Origin of the sequence: Alteromonas sp. BL110 (genome assembly GCF_003443615.1) — a bacterium.
Lineage (GTDB): Bacteria > Pseudomonadota > Gammaproteobacteria > Enterobacterales > Alteromonadaceae > Alteromonas.
In genome coordinates this window covers 2,975,983-2,992,074 of record NZ_CP031967.1, presented here as the reverse complement: position 1 = coordinate 2,992,074, position 16,092 = coordinate 2,975,983, and the positions used below count along the sequence as shown (strand labels likewise).

Genomic DNA, 16,092 nt, shown 5'->3' with positions numbered 1-16,092 from the left:
TTTTGACAATTTAGCGTGCGGTGTTCAAACAGCGCTTTAATAGCAAAGTTTATACTTTGTACAATACACGCAAACATTGTTTACTCACTGTTCAAACAACCGCGAATTGGCGTTAATTTAACGAAATGAACACCTCTATCCCTAGCAACGAACGCATAATTAAACTAAGATCTACGTCACTGGATAAGGAATTCCTCTCGCAGCAGTATTTAAAAGACTTGTAAGTTAGTAACTAAATTAGCTGTTTGGTTATTATTGAGCTTATCTTATATGCGTGTATAATTGCTGACCAATTGGTCAAGAAAATAGTATTTTTTTACCGCTGTTATATTCACCACGCAAAATAGTTATAAAGCGCTTTATGTGATCCTCTTCACTGGATCTTGCGTTTGTTATACCCTGTTGCGTTAATACAACAACAATGTTTCCTGGGATGTTTGCTAGTTCATTCATGTCCCTGGCCGATGCTTTAAACCTAGGAAGTTGAAACAGCTGCTATTGTGCAAGCTCGACACGTATCGAGAAGCCTACGGCAATTGTGATACTTCCGCCCTGAACTTTTCGGTTCACGGGCGAAACATGAACAGCGGCATTCTGGGAAGCGCCCTCTTTCGACGGAAGAAGAAATGGCAATAATAAATTTTGGCTCTATAAATATTGACCACGTTTATCAGGTAGACCACTTTGTACAACCTGGGGAAACGTTGGCCTCAACCCATTACCAAACTTTACTAGGTGGTAAGGGTGCAAACCAGTCGATTGCTTTAGCGCAAGCAGGTGCAGACGTACGACACGTCGGCAGCATTCACGAAAACGACGCCTCTTTCAAACAAGCCCTTATTAAAAAAGGGGTAGATTGTCGTGGTGTTAAGTGTTCAGAAGTCCCTTCTGGTCACGCTATCATTCAAGTTACGCCTAGCGGCGAAAATGCCATTGTGCTTTTTGGTGGTGCTAACCAAACCATTACAGCCAAAACGGTAATGCAAGCGTTAGACGATACTCGCCCCTCAGATTGGGTACTAACCCAGAACGAAACCAGCAGCATTGAAGAAGTACTTCGCCAAGCAAAAGAAAAGCAGCTAAAGGTCGCCTTTAACCCAGCCCCTATGAGCGAGTCGGTTAAGCAGCTACCACTGGAATGCGTTGATTTACTTATTGTCAACGAAACAGAAGCGGCAGCCATAACTGGCAAGGAAGAATTTGAAGATATTGTGACAGTGTTTAAAGAACAATGGTCACACTGCGAAGTTATCATTACACTGGGTAAAGCAGGCGTAATGATGCTGCGTAAAGACGAAGTAATAGAAGTAAACGCTTTTTCTGTAGATGCAGTTGATACAACTGCAGCAGGCGATACCTTTATCGGTTATTTTTTATCTGCCTACAGTAACCACACCGACGCTAAACAGGCGTTGCGTCGTGGCTGTGCCGCTTCAGCGATTGCAGTAACTCGTGAAGGCGCAGCACAAAGTATTCCAACACAAAAAGAAGTGGATCGTTTCTTAGCGAAACACGCCAACTAGCAAGACGCACTGAGAAAATTTGATGGCACATAAGATCATATTAGATACGGATCCGGGGATTGATGATGCAATGGCGATTTTTTTCGCTTTCCAATCTCCAGACATTGAAGTACTTGGTTTAACCACAGTTTACGGAAACGTTCCGGTAACAATGGCTGCGCAAAATGCGCTAACCCTTTGTGAAATGGCAGGTAAGGACATTCCTGTAACCAAAGGTGTAGGCATGCCGTGGGTAGGTCCTGAGTCAACGTACGCACACTTTGTACACGGCGAGCACGGCTTTGGTCATATTAAGCCTGAAGCGCCTAAAACCGAGTTAGACCCTCGCAGCTCTGCGCAGTTTATCGTTGATATGGCGCGTAAATATCCAGGTGAAATCACGTTAGTGGCGATTGGTCCATTAGGTAACTTAGCCCTAGCTCTTCGTCTTGAACCCGAACTACCTAAGCTAGTTAAAGGTGTTAGCATAATGGGTGGCGCGGCGTTTGTACCTGGCAACGTTACGCCTGTAGCAGAAGCAAATATTTGGAATGACGCCCACGCGGCAGAAATCGTATTTGCGGCAGATTGGGAACTGACCATGTTTGGTCTAGACGTGACTAATTTCACGCCATTCTCGCCAGCGTTTGTTGACAAGCTCGAAGAGAAAAACAATACGCTTGGTGGCTTTGTAAAAGAAAGTGCTCAGTTCTACATGGACTTTTACTCACAAAACCGTGAAGACCGTGTATGTTTCTTTCACGATGCATTCCCGATTGCTCACCTTCGCCACCCAGAGTTATTTGAACTGACTGAAGGTCACGTTCGCGTTGGTACTGGCACGCTAGACAGAGGCCAAACGGTGGTTGCACCAACTGGTACAACACCTAGCCCACTTTGGAACGAAGCTAATACCATTAAAGTGGCAACTAAAGTTGACCATCAAAAACTGGAACAACTATTCGTAGACACCTACGCTCTGTGATATGTTTAAGGGATTGTGAATATACAGTCCCTTTTTTATTTCTGCGTTAGGTTTTTATAAATGGAAGCAGCTGCACTCCCTAAAAATGAAGATGAACGTCTTGCCGAACTACTCAGTTACGATGTTCTTGACACTGAAGCGGAGCAGCTTTTCGACGACCTCACAACGTTAGCTTCTCAAATATGCGAAACCCCCATTGCACTTATTAGTCTTATTGACCCTGACAGGCAGTGGTTTAAGTCTCGCGTTGGACTAGATGCAGAAGAAACTTCCCGGGAAATAGCCTTTTGCTCGCACGCTATTTTGCAAGAAGAAGTGTTTGAAATCCCTAACGCAACGTTAGACCCGCGATTCCATGACAACCCTTTAGTAACTGGTTCGCCAGACATACGCTTTTATGCAGGCGCGCCGCTCATTACTCCATCGGGCCACGCTATTGGTACGCTTTGCGCCATCGACCGTATGCCTAAAACGTTAACTGAAGCGCAAAAAACGTCATTGCAGACATTAAGCAAATCAGTGGTCGCACATTTAGAGCTAAAGCGGAAAAATCGAGAACTTGAACGTACTAGTCAATTTAAGTCCGACTTCCTGTCCTACGTCAGCCATGAAATCAGAACGCCGCTTAACGCGATAAACACGTTCAGCCGGCTTCTTGAAGGCGAAGCTCAAAAATTAGCTTTACCGTCATCTTTTACCACCCCACTTTCACATGTAAGCCAAAGCGGCGAAAGGCTTCTAGAAATCGTAAATTCGGTATTAGATATCAAGCAAATAGAAGCCGGTAAAATGCGCGTAATGGCACGAGCGGTGAATACAAGTGACTTCTTTACACATCTTTTTTCGTTAACTAAGATTCGCGCAGAAGACAGCGGTATTGTATTTTCCACCAGCATTGATAAATCGGTCCCCGACTCGTTATTTTTTGACGACACTAAATTTGGCCAGGTTGCACTTAATTTGCTCTCTAACGCGATTAAATTCACCAACAAAGGGAAGTCTGTAAGAGCGCTAGTAAAATACAAGGGTGGAAAGGTTGTATTCAACGTCATAGATGAAGGCATTGGCATTAGCGAAGATGATCAAAAGCGACTCTTTGAGCCTTTCGAACGGATGGGTAACGCCCAAGAGATAAGTGGAACTGGCTTAGGCTTAAATATATCTAGGCGTCTTATCGAGCTTATGGATGGGACGATTAAAGTTAGCAGTAAATTAAATCACGGTACCCGCATAAGCGTAACCTTGCCCGCCGATGCGCTAAGTGCGAACCAATTCGTTGAGGCACAACCACAAAGCTTTGTAGCACAAGTTAACACTGATAAATCTGCAAACGTGTTGGTGGTTGAAGACCACTATATAAACCAAGTGGTTATTCAGACTTTGTTTGAAAAATTAGGTGTATCGCTTTCTGTGGTAAGTACTGGCGAAGAAGGCGTTGAATATGCTAAGTCTAACCCTGTCGACTTAGTACTAATGGACCTTAACTTACCCGGCATTCAAGGCGATGAAGCGACGACGCAAATAAAAGCTCACAAGCCAAGTTTACCTGTTGTAGCATTAACGGCTGACGTAATAACTGAGTCAGAGTATTTGCGAGAGCGGGGTCTTGACGACGTGCTAACCAAACCTATAGACAATAGTGAGTTGGTTCGCGTGCTCAATCACTATTTAGGGCAGAAGAACCACTAACAGCTCTTCACGCCATGCAAGGTTGCTCAATATGCAAGTAAGCGTTTCACAGGAAAAACAGAAAGCTAGAGCCCAACTTCGTAAAGAGCTTCGCGAAGCGCGCCGAAGTTTACCTGACGAACAGCATGAAGAGGCTGCGCAGTGCATCGCGGCTCAGCTAAACACCCTACCTTTTGTCAAAAGCGCCAATACCGTAGCGGGGTACTTGGTTAACGATGGCGAGGTAAACTTAAAATACTACATTGAATCAACCTGGCAGCTCTCGCACAAAAAGTTCGCATTGCCTGTGCTACACCCTGTATGCAAAGGGCACCTGCTATTTTTAGATTACACCCCTCACTCTCAGCTAATTAACAACAAATACAATATTGAAGAGCCTGTATTGTCTTGCGAAAACGTTATTCCCGTTACGCAATTTGACGTTATTCTTATGCCGCTAGTGGGGTTTGATACAAGCGGCAACCGCTTAGGTATGGGTGGGGGCTATTACGACCGCACCTTAAGCTTTACGCAACGCAAGTTGAATACTCAATCGGCCTTAAACCAACATAATCCAAAATTAGTGGGTATCGCTCACGATGTTCAAGAAGTTGATGCCCTTCCAATTGCGCCATGGGATGTGCCGCTTGATGCTATTGTGACCCCTTCTCGCACGCTTATATTCACTAAACCGTAATTTCACTATATCAAAATGCGCATATGAACTTATGGGTTCATGTGTACTTATAAGTTACACTTGTAAGCAAAATAAGTTGGAGAGTTACCATGGATCAGAACGCAAAGAAGCAAGCCGTAGCCCAAGCAGCCATCGACTATGTTGAAGCTGACAGTATTGTCGGTGTGGGTACAGGCTCGACTGTTAATTTTTTCATTGAAGAGCTAGGAAAGATCAAGCACAAAATTGAGGGCGCTGTTTCAAGTTCAGAGGCATCTACCGAGCGTTTGAAAGCCTTAGGCATTGAAGTGTTCGAGTTAAACGAAGTCAGCAACCTTTCAGTTTATATCGATGGAGCCGATGAGGTCACCGAGCATAAACATATGATTAAAGGTGGAGGCGCAGCACTTACCCGCGAGAAAATTGTAGCCGGTGCCGCGACCACGTTTGTTTGTATTGTAGATGAAAGTAAACGTGTACCTGTTTTAGGTAGCTTCCCACTCCCTGTAGAAGTTATTCCTATGGCTCGCTCTTTTGTCGCTCGCGAACTGGTAAAACTAGGGGGCGACCCCGAGTACAGACAAGGCGTTGTGACAGATAACGGCAACGTTATTTTAGATGTTCACAACCTTGAAATACTAAACCCTCGTGAATTAGAACAAAATATAAATAATATTCCGGGCGTAGTGACTAACGGTATTTTTGCGTTACGTGGCGCAGATATTGTGTTAAGTGCAACCGATAGTGGTGTTGAAACTTTTAAGTGATAGTCTTTTGAGTGACAGTCTTTTAAAGGAAAATTAAGCACGGCGAGTATCGAACCAAAACGAGCTGTTATTTAAGTGTGCGCTGGTACTGCATCGCAAGAAGCGTTATTACTCGCCGGTTTATTTAGTTAGCACATGCGTTATAGACGGTTAAACCGTCTGTATCGCAGCTTTTTGTTGAAAAGCTAAGCGAAATACTGCTTTCAACTTAGCGTGTTTTCTGTTAATTTCCGTTTAGACGTCTAGATGTCTTCAACTTGAAACATTTAACGTTCAGCAGTTACGTTGCTTAAGGCTAAAAACCTTTTACCGTAGCAATTAGCGTGTGTTAAAAAGCTAAATAGCAGGCGCTAATATAAAGGCTCTATTGGCAATAATGCGGAGTTACCGCAGTAAAGTAGCGCGTTATTTAATGTTTACTATTTGACGCATGCTACCCAAACGTACATTAGAGTTTATATTTGGCACTGTCAGCAAACCCAATTACATCAGCGAGAGATAGCGAGTTCATGAGCAAAGTTTCATTAGAGAAGGATAAAATCCGAATTTTGTTGTTGGAAGGTGTTCACCAAAGTGCTTTGGAAACACTACAAAGCAATGGGTACAGCAACATTGAATTTCTCAAAACCTCTCTTCCCGAAGATGAGTTAATTGAGAAAATTAAAGACGCCCATTTTGTTGGTATTCGCTCACGCACTCAAATTACCGAGAAAGTGGTTGATGCTGCACAAAAACTTGTTGCCATTGGTTGTTTCTGCATAGGCACCAACCAGGTTAATCTTGAAGCCACACAGCGTCGTGGCATCCCCGTTTTCAACGCGCCATTTTCTAACACCCGCTCGGTTGCCGAACTTGTTCTTGGGCAAATTATTCTTTTGCTTCGCCAAGTGCCAAGCAAGAACGCCAAAGCACACCGCGGTGAATGGGAAAAAACCGCAGTAGGCTCTTATGAAGCTCGCGGTAAAACTCTAGGTATTATTGGCTATGGCCACATAGGTACACAGCTTAGTATTCTTGCTGAACACCTTGGTATGCGCGTTCAATTTTTCGATATCGAAGACAAGCTAGTGCTGGGTAACTCAACTCAGGTAAAATCGCTTGAAAAGCTGCTTAATACCTCTGATGTGGTATCACTACACGTTCCTGAAACGCCGCAAACCCAATATATGATTGGCGAAAAAGAATTGTCGCAAATGAAAAAAGGCAGCATTCTTATTAACGCATCGCGCGGTACAGTAGTTGATATTGACGCACTGGCTAAGGCACTGGAAAATGGCCATCTCAACGGCGCTGCCATTGACGTATTCCCAGTAGAACCTAAGTCTAACACTGAAGAGTTCGAATCTCCGCTTCGTGCGTTTGACAACGTTATTCTTACTCCTCACGTAGGCGGAAGCACACAAGAAGCGCAAGAAAATATTGGTATTGAAGTAGCGGGTAAGCTAGCAAAATACAGTGATAACGGCTCTACATTGTCGGCAGTTAACTTCCCTGAGGTATCACTGCCTGAGCACACTGGTCGTTCGCGTTTGCTTCATGTACATAAAAACCAGCCAGGTATTCTTACGCAAATCAACAAAGCCTTTGCGGAAAAAGACATCAATATTGAAGCTCAGTATCTACAAACCAATTCAGAAATTGGTTATGTAGTAGTAGATGTTAAAGAAGATCGCGGCTATGAAGCATTAGCCGAACTTCAACAAATTGATGGTACGATCAAAACCCGTATTCTTCACTAAAAAGCGTTTTTTTCGACAAGCTTTTTTTGAAGAAAAACGGAATAAAAAAACGCTGCAACATTGCAGCGTTTTTTTGTATCAGTCTTTCTGTTATATGCTGTATTGGCCTGGTTCTAGTGCCACCTCGGCGATAGCCTAAAAAAGGTTCAGCAACATATAACATTGCGCGCCTAAACCCATGTTAAAAGGCTTAGGCACTCAGCAAAGCTTAGAAGAAGTTGTAAACTAAGCTTACAGCTGTTTCTGTATCAAGTTTTTCTACGTCTTCATCAACGTTTGTGTTGTGATCCAATTTAAACGAAAGACGCATAGAAAGGTTTCCGCTGATCGTAGCAGTAAGAGCAGATTCAGCACGTGACTTCGTGTTGTCAGAACCCACTTCAGTACTCACGGTTTGCGTGAATTTAGCAGTATCAGAAATTTTCCAAGAATACGCTGTTGATGCACGAACAATCATGCTATCTAGATTTTCATCTTCTTGGGTTTCAATGAACGAGTAACCAGGACCGATTGAGTATTCAAGGGTGTGGCGATCATTCTCTAGCACTTTTTGGTTCCAACCCGCAGCAACCGTTGATTGATAGTTAAAGTTGCTAAAGCGGTCGTCTTCATAAGATGCGAAAACAAATAGACGGTTATCAGGGTTTTCTAGCTTATAGTTACCCTGAGCTGAGCCGAAGAACTTTTGAGCTGATGTATACTCAACGTCTTCGCCATTGTCATCTTCTGTGGTTTCTTTTTTATATAGACCTTCAAGGGCGTAGTCATTGCTCCACTTTTCCAGCTCTTGATGCGCAGTAATACCCGCACTTATTGAAGTCGTTTCAGTGTTACCTGATGTAGATATGAAGCCAAGCTCCCCTTCCATTGTAAAAGGTTTTACTTCTTTATCTTGAGCGAATACGGCAGGAGAAAGAGAAATTGCAACTAGAGATGCAAGCACTTGCTTTTTCATTGAACAATCCTATTGATTATCGGTCCATTCGTTGTACGCGACACCTTAAGTACTACAAGGCGGTACAACACGAGTTTTAAAAGAGGTCTGCTAAATAGCGTCACAAATAAGCCAACGCTACAAGCAACGGTGCGCAGTGTACATTTTCAACGCTCTCAGTCAATCCACCCGCGGTAAAAAGCCCGTATTAAGCCTTAAATTTACACTAATTGACTAAAAAAACTGATAGACCAATGCTACAGATGTCTCTGTGCTTAATGCCGCGACATCTTCAGGCGTGTCGGTTTCATGACTTAATATAAACGACAGTTTCATCGCTAATGAGCCAAATACATTTGCTGAAAGTGAGGTTTCGGAGCGGGACTTAGTATTTTCTTCACCCGCCTCTGTGCTCACGAATTGACGCAGTTTCGCACCTGAGCTCCAGTGGTATTTGTACTCGGCAGATGCGCGTACTATTACCCCATCATTAACAATAGTATCGCTGTCTTCCTCTGCTTCGATAAAGGTATAACCTGGCCCTACACTATAACGAAACTCACTGTCTTCATTTCGCCATACACGCTGTGACCAACCCGCGGCTAATGAAGCTCGGTGCTCATAGCCTGTAAATTTATCATCTTCATAATCGCCATACATAAAAAGGCGGCGCCCGGGCGTAAGAAGTTTATAGTCGAATTGCGCGCTGGTAAAAAAACGCTGTGCGCTAATGTCGCGTTCTGTGGTAGGCGTACCGCTTTCTTTGTAAAGCAGCTCTGCAAAATAGAGACTACTCCAGTTTTCGGTTTCATGGTCGGCATTTACCGCCGCTTTAACACTTGCAGCAGATGTATTGCCAGTATTGATAAGAACACCTAGCTCTCCATCTAGTGTAAAACGAGGTATTTCGTCATCAGCATCGGGAGTAAAATCGGCGTGATAAAGGGTCTCAATAAGATCTCTTGCATGCGCTGAGAAACACATACAAATGCAAAGAGCACCTACAACTAGATGTGGCCGGAAGATTTTTGTAAACATAATCTGTTTTTACGTTGAGCTTTTTAGTTATTAGATTACGTCTAAATGAGACGCTTATAATACCAATCCTCTGGAAGAGCTTTACTGTGTTTTACAGTATATCAGTGCTGTAACAGAATTGAGACACTGTGAGCTCAGTGAATAAGCGAGACAATTTTTGCTGTTTCTTGCTCAGCATATTCAATTGAATTACTTATCACTTCCATGTCGAGACTTACTGTATTGGCTATCTCAGGCGTAAAAAGTTCAATGTCAGCATAACTTTCTTTATCAAGTTGACTAAGCGTTATACGACTAGCAAGCGCAAGGACACAAATATCAACATCAGAAGAGTACTTTGCTTCGTCGTTCATAAATGATATCGGATAGTACAAACCAATAGGCAAGTGCCATTTTTCCAATATGATACCGCTACAATGTGCAAACGTAAAACCGAAATGGGCCAACTGTTCAATATGTGGCAACTCGCTTTTTTGAGCATGACGGTAATCGTCATAACGCTTAGGTTCTTTTTTAGCGATAATGAGCTCACTGAGATTTTGGAGAATTCCCATTACAAAAAAACGTTCAGCGCCACGAAGGTTCAGTCGCATCGCTAGACTCTTCGCCACCATGCCGCAGTAGACAGAGGCATTCCAGTGCTTGTCCAAGTCAATTAATATAGTATCGAAGTGCTTAAAAGCAGTGGTTGCCGTTTCAGCAATGACTAAATTATAGAGCGCTTCGCCACCGATCACGTTAATAGCCTTTGTCAAAGACGCGATTTGAGAGGGAAAACGAAAAAGTGAACTGTTGGCTAGCCGCAGAACCTTTGCAGTTAGAGAAGGATCAGCGCTAACTAATATAGCAATGTCTTCGATACTAGAACGAGGATCATCTAGCGTTGAGCGCAAGCGAACGCATATATCGGGTAACGTAAACGATTTCGCAGCATACGAAACATACTTATCTAACGGCATCAAAAAATTCTCTAACTCTTTTTAACTTCTTTCAGGCGGCTCATCGAAAAGAGAAAACTGTTCTGTTGCCCCCTCACCTTTGAGTTCTTGCGCTTTGCGTAACTTTGCCATCACTGCTTTTTTACGTCTTACACATGCACTGATTATTTTTCGTTTTGTTGCATCATCAACTTTAAGCCAATAGAGTCGCTCATCTCGACTTCTATAGCAGCCTTTGCAAAACCCTCTTGGACCAGACTCGCAAACACCTACACATGGACTTGGAATTTCGAAAAATTCAAGCTGCTGGGACTGCGCTTTAGGGTCCTTCATTTCAGGCTCGCCACCTTTAATTAATAAGCGTAAAGCGCTAAAATACTCAGCGCTTCTTTAAATTAAAACGTATACCCGCAAATCTAGCCACTAGACATTAGCAGTAATCTAATACACAAAGTGCACAAATGCGCGAACTAGCCGTGTCTAGTCAATTCACGTTGCCAGTCTTAGCATAGCATGAATATCAATCGACAAGCGTATATTGAATGGTAGACACCACCCTTACTTTCTTTATGTGTGGATGATGGCTGTCACGACTAGAAATACTGAACTGCCCTTGGTTAGCACGTTTAATTTTGCCCAGCGTACTTTTTGAGTCTTTGGCAAACTTTTCCGCCACCTCTCGTGCGTTAAGCGTAGCCTCTTCTATCATTCCGGGCTTAACTTCATTTAAACGAGTAAACACATAATCAGGTTGGGCGCGGTAACTTTGCTCAGATAAAACAATGCCGGTTTTAATAAGTTCTCCAATTTGCTGCATAAGGTCTCGCACCTTTTCAACCTCATTGGAAAAGACGGTTACTGTTTGGATAGCGCTGTAGCGAAATGGCGCTTTTTCACTACTTCCATATTGCTGTGCTAATTTGTCGTTTATTTCGGGCTTTCCAATAGTAATGCTCTCAGCGGGAATACCTTTCTCTTTTAAAAAGCGAGACACTTGAAGGCTATTTTTCTCGATATGATCATATAGCTGAGGTAGGTCGTTGCCTGCATCGACAAACTGGATAGGCCAAATGACTTGGTCAGCGATATATTCGCGCTCGGATAGCCCTTTCACCGTAACCACCCTATCCCACGTTTGCATATCATTCATTGATGAAGATACCTGAACGCCGAGCAAAGACACCGCTACCACCATGCCCAGCGCCATTACTATTGCCGCACCTATTTTCATTTGAAACTCCGTTCTGTCTACTGTGCTTTTCAATTAATCCTAAGGATATAAGCAAATATAAACTTTTCAGTTTTACAAAACGAGATGAATACTGACCAATGGTGGCAAAAAAGAGGCCACTCAAATGAGTGGCCTAAAGAGCCCCTTAAGAGGGCAACGCTTGGGTAGACGGGAGAGTTAACCTTTACGCTGTATGAGGTAATAAAATACCGGGGTTAAGATAAGTCCAAATACGGTAACACCTATCATGCCTGAGAATACCGCCACGCCCATGGCTTGACGCATTTCTGCACCCGCTCCAGTAGAGATAACCATAGGTAATACCCCCATGATAAAGGCAATTGATGTCATTAAAATTGGACGTAAACGTAAGCGGCTTGCCTCTTTAATTGCCGAAAGCGCATCCATGCCGCTGTCCTGCAGCTCTTTAGCAAACTCGACAATAAGAATGGCGTTCTTTGTAGCAAGACCGACCAATACAATTAGACCAATTTGGGTAAAGATATTGTTGTCACCACCGTAAATCTGAACACCAATAAGGGCGCTCAATAAGGTCATAGGAACAATCAATATAATTGCCAGTGGTAAACGAAGGCTTTCATACTGTGCAGCTAGCACTAAGAACACGAGAAGCACAACCAGTGGGAATACAAAAGCTGATGCATTACCGGCTAATATTTGCTGATAGGTTAACTCTGTCCACTCGTAGGTCATTCCTAGCGGCAAGGTTTCAGCCAAAATCTCTTCGATGGCCGCTTTCGCTTGGTCTGACGAATAGCCAGGCGCTGGAGCACCATTGATTTCGGCGGTAACGTAGCCATTGTAATGCATCACTCGGTCTGGACCGGCGCTATGCTGAACGTCTAGGAATGAACCTAGCGGTATCATTTCACCTTGGCTATTTCTGATTTTAAACTGAGTTATGTCGCCTATCTCTTGACGATATTGGGCATCAGCCTGCACGTTCACTTGGTAAGTACGACCAAACAAGTTGAAGTCATTTACATAAAGCGAACCTAAGTAAGCTTGCATCGTGGTAAATAACGTATCGATGTTTACCCCTTGGCTCACTGCTTTTTCACGATCTACGTCTACATCAAGTTGTGGCACGGCTACAGTAAAGCTTGTGAATGAACCTGTTAGCGCTGGGTGCGCCCACGCTTTACCTATCACTTCCTGGGTTACACGCTCTAGCTCTTCAAAACCTAAGTTTCCTCTATCTTCCACTTGCAAGCGGAAGCCACCGATAGTGCCTAGCCCCATAACCGGAGGTGGCGGGAAAATAGCGACATAAGCCCCTTTGATAGAACCAAACTGCTGATTGAGTTTTGCTGCAATAGCACCTGCAGATAATTCTGGTGACTGTCTTTCACTAAAAGGCTTAAGCGGCGTAAATAAAATTCCAGAACTTGGGCTATTAGTAAAACCGTTAATATTTAAGCCCGGAAACGCGACGGCATCTGACACGCCAGGGTGTTCCATCGCAATGCGAGACATTTCACGGATCACCTCTTCCGTTCTGTCTAAACTCGCCGCATTAGGAAGTTGCGCGAAAGCAACCAAATATTGCTTATCTTGACCTGGAACATAACCCGTAGGTGTAGTGGCAAACTGGTTATAAGTAAGCGCAATAAGGCCTGCATATAACACAAGTACAATGCCGCTTTTACGGATTAACCCGCCTACTGCGCCCGTGTACTGCTTTGACCCGCGCTCAAAAACACGGTTGAAAGGCGCAAAAACAAAGCGACCAAATACTTTATCCATACCGCGCGTAAGCCAATCGTTTGCTTTACCGTGAGGCTTCAATAGTAGAGCAGATAAAGCAGGGCTCAGTGTTAACGAGTTAATTGCAGATATTACCGTTGAAATAGTGATAGTAAGTGCAAACTGTTTATAGAACTGCCCTGTTAAGCCGCTCATGAAAGCCGTTGGAATAAATACGGCAGCCAGAACCAGCGTGGTAGCAATAATCGGCCCAGTTACTTCTTTCATTGCTTGGACAGTAGCGTCAAATGGAGACTTACCTTCGGCAATATTTCGCTCTACGTTTTCCACTACAACGATGGCATCGTCTACAACAATACCAATCGCTAACACTAGGCCAAATAAAGACAGCGCATTAAGAGAAAAGCCCATTAACTGCATAAAGGCGAATGTTCCTACCAGCGAAATAGGTACAGCAACTAATGGAATAATGGATGCACGCCAAGTTTGAAGAAACAGTACAACTACAAGAACAACAAGCAATACGGCTTCTAAGAGCGTGTTTACTACGGCCTCAATCGAGCCTCTTACAAACACAGTAGGGTCGTAAACAATGTCGTACTCTAGGCCATCGGGAAACACCTTTGAAAGCTCTGCCATGCGCGAACGCACGTTGTCAGATATTTCTATGGCGTTTGAGCCTGGCGCTTGGAATATTGGAATTGCCGCTGCTGGGTTATTGTTAAGCAGCGATCTTAAGGCATAATTGTTCGCCCCAAGCTCAACGCGAGCCACATCTTTAAGACGCGTAATCTCGCCGTTCTCACCCGTCTTAACAATGATATTTTCAAATTCGGCTTCGTCTTTTAAACGACCGCGCACATTGATAAGCAGCTGAAATTCACTGGTGCCTGTCGGCTGCGCACCAAGACTTCCTGCCGCAGCTTGCTGGTTCTGTTCCGCAATAGCCGCTGCGACATCACCAGGGTTTAATTGAAGTGCTGCAAGCTTGTTAGGGTCTAGCCATACTCGCATGCTAAACTCGCCTGCACCGAATAGACGTACTTGCCCTACCCCATTTATTCGGGCTAGTTCGTCTTTAACAAACTGGTCAGCATAGTTTGAAAGATACAGCATGTCATAACGATTATCGGGCGACGTTAAATGCACCACCATGGTTAAATCTGGTGATGATTTTTCGGTAACCACGCCTAAGCGCTGCACTTCTTGAGGCAAGCGTGGTGTTGCGCGATTCACACGGTTTTGTACCAGCGTTGTCGCTTCGTCTGGATCGGTACCGATAGCGAATGTAATCGTTAAGGTCATGCGGCCGTCACTGGTAGCTTGAGAAGACATATACAGCATATCTTCGACACCGTTAATTTCTTGCTCTAACGGCGTGGCTACGGTTTCGGCGATAACTTCAGGGTTTGCGCCAGGGTAGTTCGCGGTTACCACCACAGTAGGCGGCACCACTTCAGGGTATTCAGTAATGGGCAGTTGCCAAACGGCGATGGCACCACCAATAAAAATAAGTAGGGAAAGCACGCCCGCAAAAATCGGGCGGCTAATGAAAAACTGCGAGATATTCATTACTTAAGACCTGCCGTTGCTGTACCTGAGGTAAATGAACCACCAGATAAAACATCTTCATACTGCGCCATGTTTTGGCTTACTTGCGTAGCGTTATCAACACGTGACTGCCAGTTGGATAAGTTTGCAAGCGCATCTTCATCACCCATGGGGACTTTATTTGCGGCAACTTGTGCACCAGGGCGCACACGCTGTAGGCCATCAACCACAATAGTGTCGTTAGCATTTAGGCCACTTGTGATAATGCGCATGCTGCCCACTTTGTCACCCAGCTTCACTGCACGGTATTCCACTTTGTTTTCGTCGTTGACCACTAACACAAATTTATTATTAAGGTCTGTTCCAATGGCTTTTTCTTTAATTAGAATGCCTTGTTCTTCGGTATCACCTGCCAATTTTAGATGCGCAAACAAGCCAGGGATTAAACGCCCTTCATCATTGTTAAAAACTGCGCGAACTCGCAATGTACCTGTATTGCCGTTAACCTGATTGTCGATAAAATCGATTTGACCCCAATGGTTGTACTCAGACTCGTTAGCAAGACGCATCGCTACCGGCTGGTCGCTTACCGCCGTCGACGCACTTTTATCGCTGTTAACATAATTTAGGTAAGTCTGCTCATCTATATCGAAATATGCGTACAAACGGTCAGTCGACACTATACGGGTTAGCTCTGTTTGTCCCGCTGTAACAAAGTTACCTTCGGTAATATTGGCTCGCGATACACGCCCAGATATAGGCGCTTCAACACGAGCAAAGCCACGATTTAAGCGTGCAACTTCAAGTGCAGCTTGAGTTTGGTTTAAACTTGCTAACGCTTGATTCTTTTCTGCCAAACGGGCATCAAGTACTTCTTCAGACACCGCTTGGGTTTTGCGCAATTTGAAGGCGCGGTTGTAGTTTTGTTCGGCCAGTTTCACGCGGCTTTTCGCTTCTTCAAGCTGAGCGGTTAGGCGATTCACTTCTGCTTTAAATGAACGGTTATCGATTAAAAATAAGGTTTGCCCTTGCTCAACGTACTCACCTTCATCAAACGCGACAAAATCGATATAGCCTGACACGCGAGGTCGAAGTGCAACAATGTGAGGCGATTCTAAACGGCCTGTGAAATTATCCCACTCGGTTAAACGCTGAGTCACCACGGTAGCCACATCAACAGGGACACCTGCATTTGCGTTTGCGCTCATTGATTGACTTGGATCCTGCTCGTCACCACCGCATGCAGCGACTAACGCGGTTAGGCTGACTATTGCCAATAAACGGGTAAAAGTATTCATTGCAAGATTCTCTAAAAAGTTAAACTAAAGTTTGATG

13 protein-coding genes and 1 other RNA gene are annotated in these 16,092 nt (G+C 44.1%); 7 read left to right on the top strand and 7 right to left on the bottom strand.

The window, feature by feature from the left end; genetic code table 11:
* Positions 1-422: 422 nt before the first annotated feature.
* The 7 genes from ssrS to serA all read left to right on the top strand — a co-directional run bounded on the left by ssrS (position 423) and on the right by serA (position 7,337).
* Positions 423-605, top strand: a non-coding RNA gene (ssrS, locus tag D1814_RS12910) — 6S RNA.
* A 21-nt stretch (positions 606-626) separates the two neighbouring features.
* Positions 627-1,523 carry a ribokinase gene (locus D1814_RS12905; protein ID WP_118492886.1) on the top strand — a complete coding sequence of 299 codons (897 nt, stop codon included), beginning with the start codon at positions 627-629 and terminating at the stop codon, positions 1,521-1,523.
* A 22-nt stretch (positions 1,524-1,545) separates the two neighbouring features.
* The gene (locus D1814_RS12900; protein WP_118492884.1) at positions 1,546-2,487 is read left to right on the top strand and encodes a nucleoside hydrolase; all 942 of its coding nucleotides are present in this window, start codon (positions 1,546-1,548) and stop codon (positions 2,485-2,487) included.
* Positions 2,488-2,547: 60 nt separating this feature from the next.
* Positions 2,548-4,176 carry an ATP-binding protein gene (locus tag D1814_RS12895; protein WP_118492881.1) on the top strand — a complete coding sequence of 543 codons (1,629 nt, stop codon included), beginning with the start codon at positions 2,548-2,550 and terminating at the stop codon, positions 4,174-4,176.
* A gap of 31 nt (positions 4,177-4,207) precedes the next feature.
* Positions 4,208-4,852 carry a 5-formyltetrahydrofolate cyclo-ligase gene (locus tag D1814_RS12890; protein ID WP_118492879.1) on the top strand — a complete coding sequence of 215 codons (645 nt, stop codon included), beginning with the start codon at positions 4,208-4,210 and terminating at the stop codon, positions 4,850-4,852.
* A gap of 89 nt (positions 4,853-4,941) precedes the next feature.
* Positions 4,942-5,598 (top strand): ribose-5-phosphate isomerase RpiA, encoded by a 657-nt coding sequence (gene rpiA, locus D1814_RS12885; protein WP_118492877.1) that lies wholly within the window; start codon positions 4,942-4,944, stop codon positions 5,596-5,598.
* A gap of 509 nt (positions 5,599-6,107) precedes the next feature.
* Positions 6,108-7,337: a phosphoglycerate dehydrogenase gene (gene serA, locus D1814_RS12880; RefSeq protein ID WP_118492874.1), complete on the top strand. Its 1,230-nt coding sequence runs from the start codon at positions 6,108-6,110 to the stop codon at positions 7,335-7,337.
* A 208-nt stretch (positions 7,338-7,545) separates the two neighbouring features.
* On the opposite strand, the gene D1814_RS12870 is transcribed toward serA, so the two are convergent.
* From D1814_RS12870 to D1814_RS12840, 7 genes are all read right to left on the bottom strand, one after another.
* Positions 7,546-8,292, bottom strand: coding sequence for a DUF481 domain-containing protein (locus D1814_RS12870; RefSeq protein ID WP_118492870.1), 747 nt, complete (start codon positions 8,290-8,292; stop codon positions 7,546-7,548).
* Between the two features lie 213 nt (positions 8,293-8,505).
* Entirely contained in the window at positions 8,506-9,309 is an 804-nt protein-coding gene (locus D1814_RS12865; protein ID WP_118492868.1) for a DUF481 domain-containing protein, read from the bottom strand.
* 134 nt (positions 9,310-9,443) lie between these two features.
* Positions 9,444-10,268, bottom strand: a complete 825-nt coding sequence (locus tag D1814_RS12860; RefSeq protein ID WP_118492865.1) for an HDOD domain-containing protein — start codon at positions 10,266-10,268, stop codon at positions 9,444-9,446.
* A 21-nt stretch (positions 10,269-10,289) separates the two neighbouring features.
* Positions 10,290-10,580: a DUF1289 domain-containing protein gene (locus tag D1814_RS12855; RefSeq protein ID WP_118492863.1), complete on the bottom strand. Its 291-nt coding sequence runs from the start codon at positions 10,578-10,580 to the stop codon at positions 10,290-10,292.
* A 187-nt stretch (positions 10,581-10,767) separates the two neighbouring features.
* Positions 10,768-11,478, bottom strand: a complete 711-nt coding sequence (locus tag D1814_RS12850) for an SIMPL domain-containing protein (protein ID WP_118492861.1) — start codon at positions 11,476-11,478, stop codon at positions 10,768-10,770.
* Between the two features lie 177 nt (positions 11,479-11,655).
* Complete coding sequence (locus D1814_RS12845; RefSeq protein ID WP_118492859.1) at positions 11,656-14,778, bottom strand: efflux RND transporter permease subunit; 3,123 nt, start codon at positions 14,776-14,778, stop codon at positions 11,656-11,658.
* Positions 14,778-16,055, bottom strand: a complete 1,278-nt coding sequence (locus D1814_RS12840; protein WP_118492857.1) for an efflux RND transporter periplasmic adaptor subunit — start codon at positions 16,053-16,055, stop codon at positions 14,778-14,780. The genes D1814_RS12845 and D1814_RS12840 overlap by 1 nt, the downstream gene beginning before the upstream one ends.
* Positions 16,056-16,092: the final 37 nt, after the last annotated feature.

Coding starts and splice junctions, on each gene's coding strand:
- D1814_RS12905 (WP_118492886.1), top strand. CDS start 627: ATGGCAATAATAAATTTTGGCTCTATAAATATTGACCACGTTTATCAG.
- D1814_RS12900 (WP_118492884.1), top strand. CDS start 1,546: ATGGCACATAAGATCATATTAGATACGGATCCGGGGATTGATGATGCA.
- D1814_RS12895 (WP_118492881.1), top strand. CDS start 2,548: ATGGAAGCAGCTGCACTCCCTAAAAATGAAGATGAACGTCTTGCCGAA.
- D1814_RS12890 (WP_118492879.1), top strand. CDS start 4,208: ATGCAAGTAAGCGTTTCACAGGAAAAACAGAAAGCTAGAGCCCAACTT.
- rpiA (WP_118492877.1), top strand. CDS start 4,942: ATGGATCAGAACGCAAAGAAGCAAGCCGTAGCCCAAGCAGCCATCGAC.
- serA (WP_118492874.1), top strand. CDS start 6,108: ATGAGCAAAGTTTCATTAGAGAAGGATAAAATCCGAATTTTGTTGTTG.
- D1814_RS12870 (WP_118492870.1), bottom strand. CDS start 8,292: ATGAAAAAGCAAGTGCTTGCATCTCTAGTTGCAATTTCTCTTTCTCCT.
- D1814_RS12865 (WP_118492868.1), bottom strand. CDS start 9,309: ATGTTTACAAAAATCTTCCGGCCACATCTAGTTGTAGGTGCTCTTTGC.
- D1814_RS12860 (WP_118492865.1), bottom strand. CDS start 10,268: ATGCCGTTAGATAAGTATGTTTCGTATGCTGCGAAATCGTTTACGTTA.
- D1814_RS12855 (WP_118492863.1), bottom strand. CDS start 10,580: ATGAAGGACCCTAAAGCGCAGTCCCAGCAGCTTGAATTTTTCGAAATT.
- D1814_RS12850 (WP_118492861.1), bottom strand. CDS start 11,478: ATGAAAATAGGTGCGGCAATAGTAATGGCGCTGGGCATGGTGGTAGCG.
- D1814_RS12845 (WP_118492859.1), bottom strand. CDS start 14,778: ATGAATATCTCGCAGTTTTTCATTAGCCGCCCGATTTTTGCGGGCGTG.
- D1814_RS12840 (WP_118492857.1), bottom strand. CDS start 16,055: ATGAATACTTTTACCCGTTTATTGGCAATAGTCAGCCTAACCGCGTTA.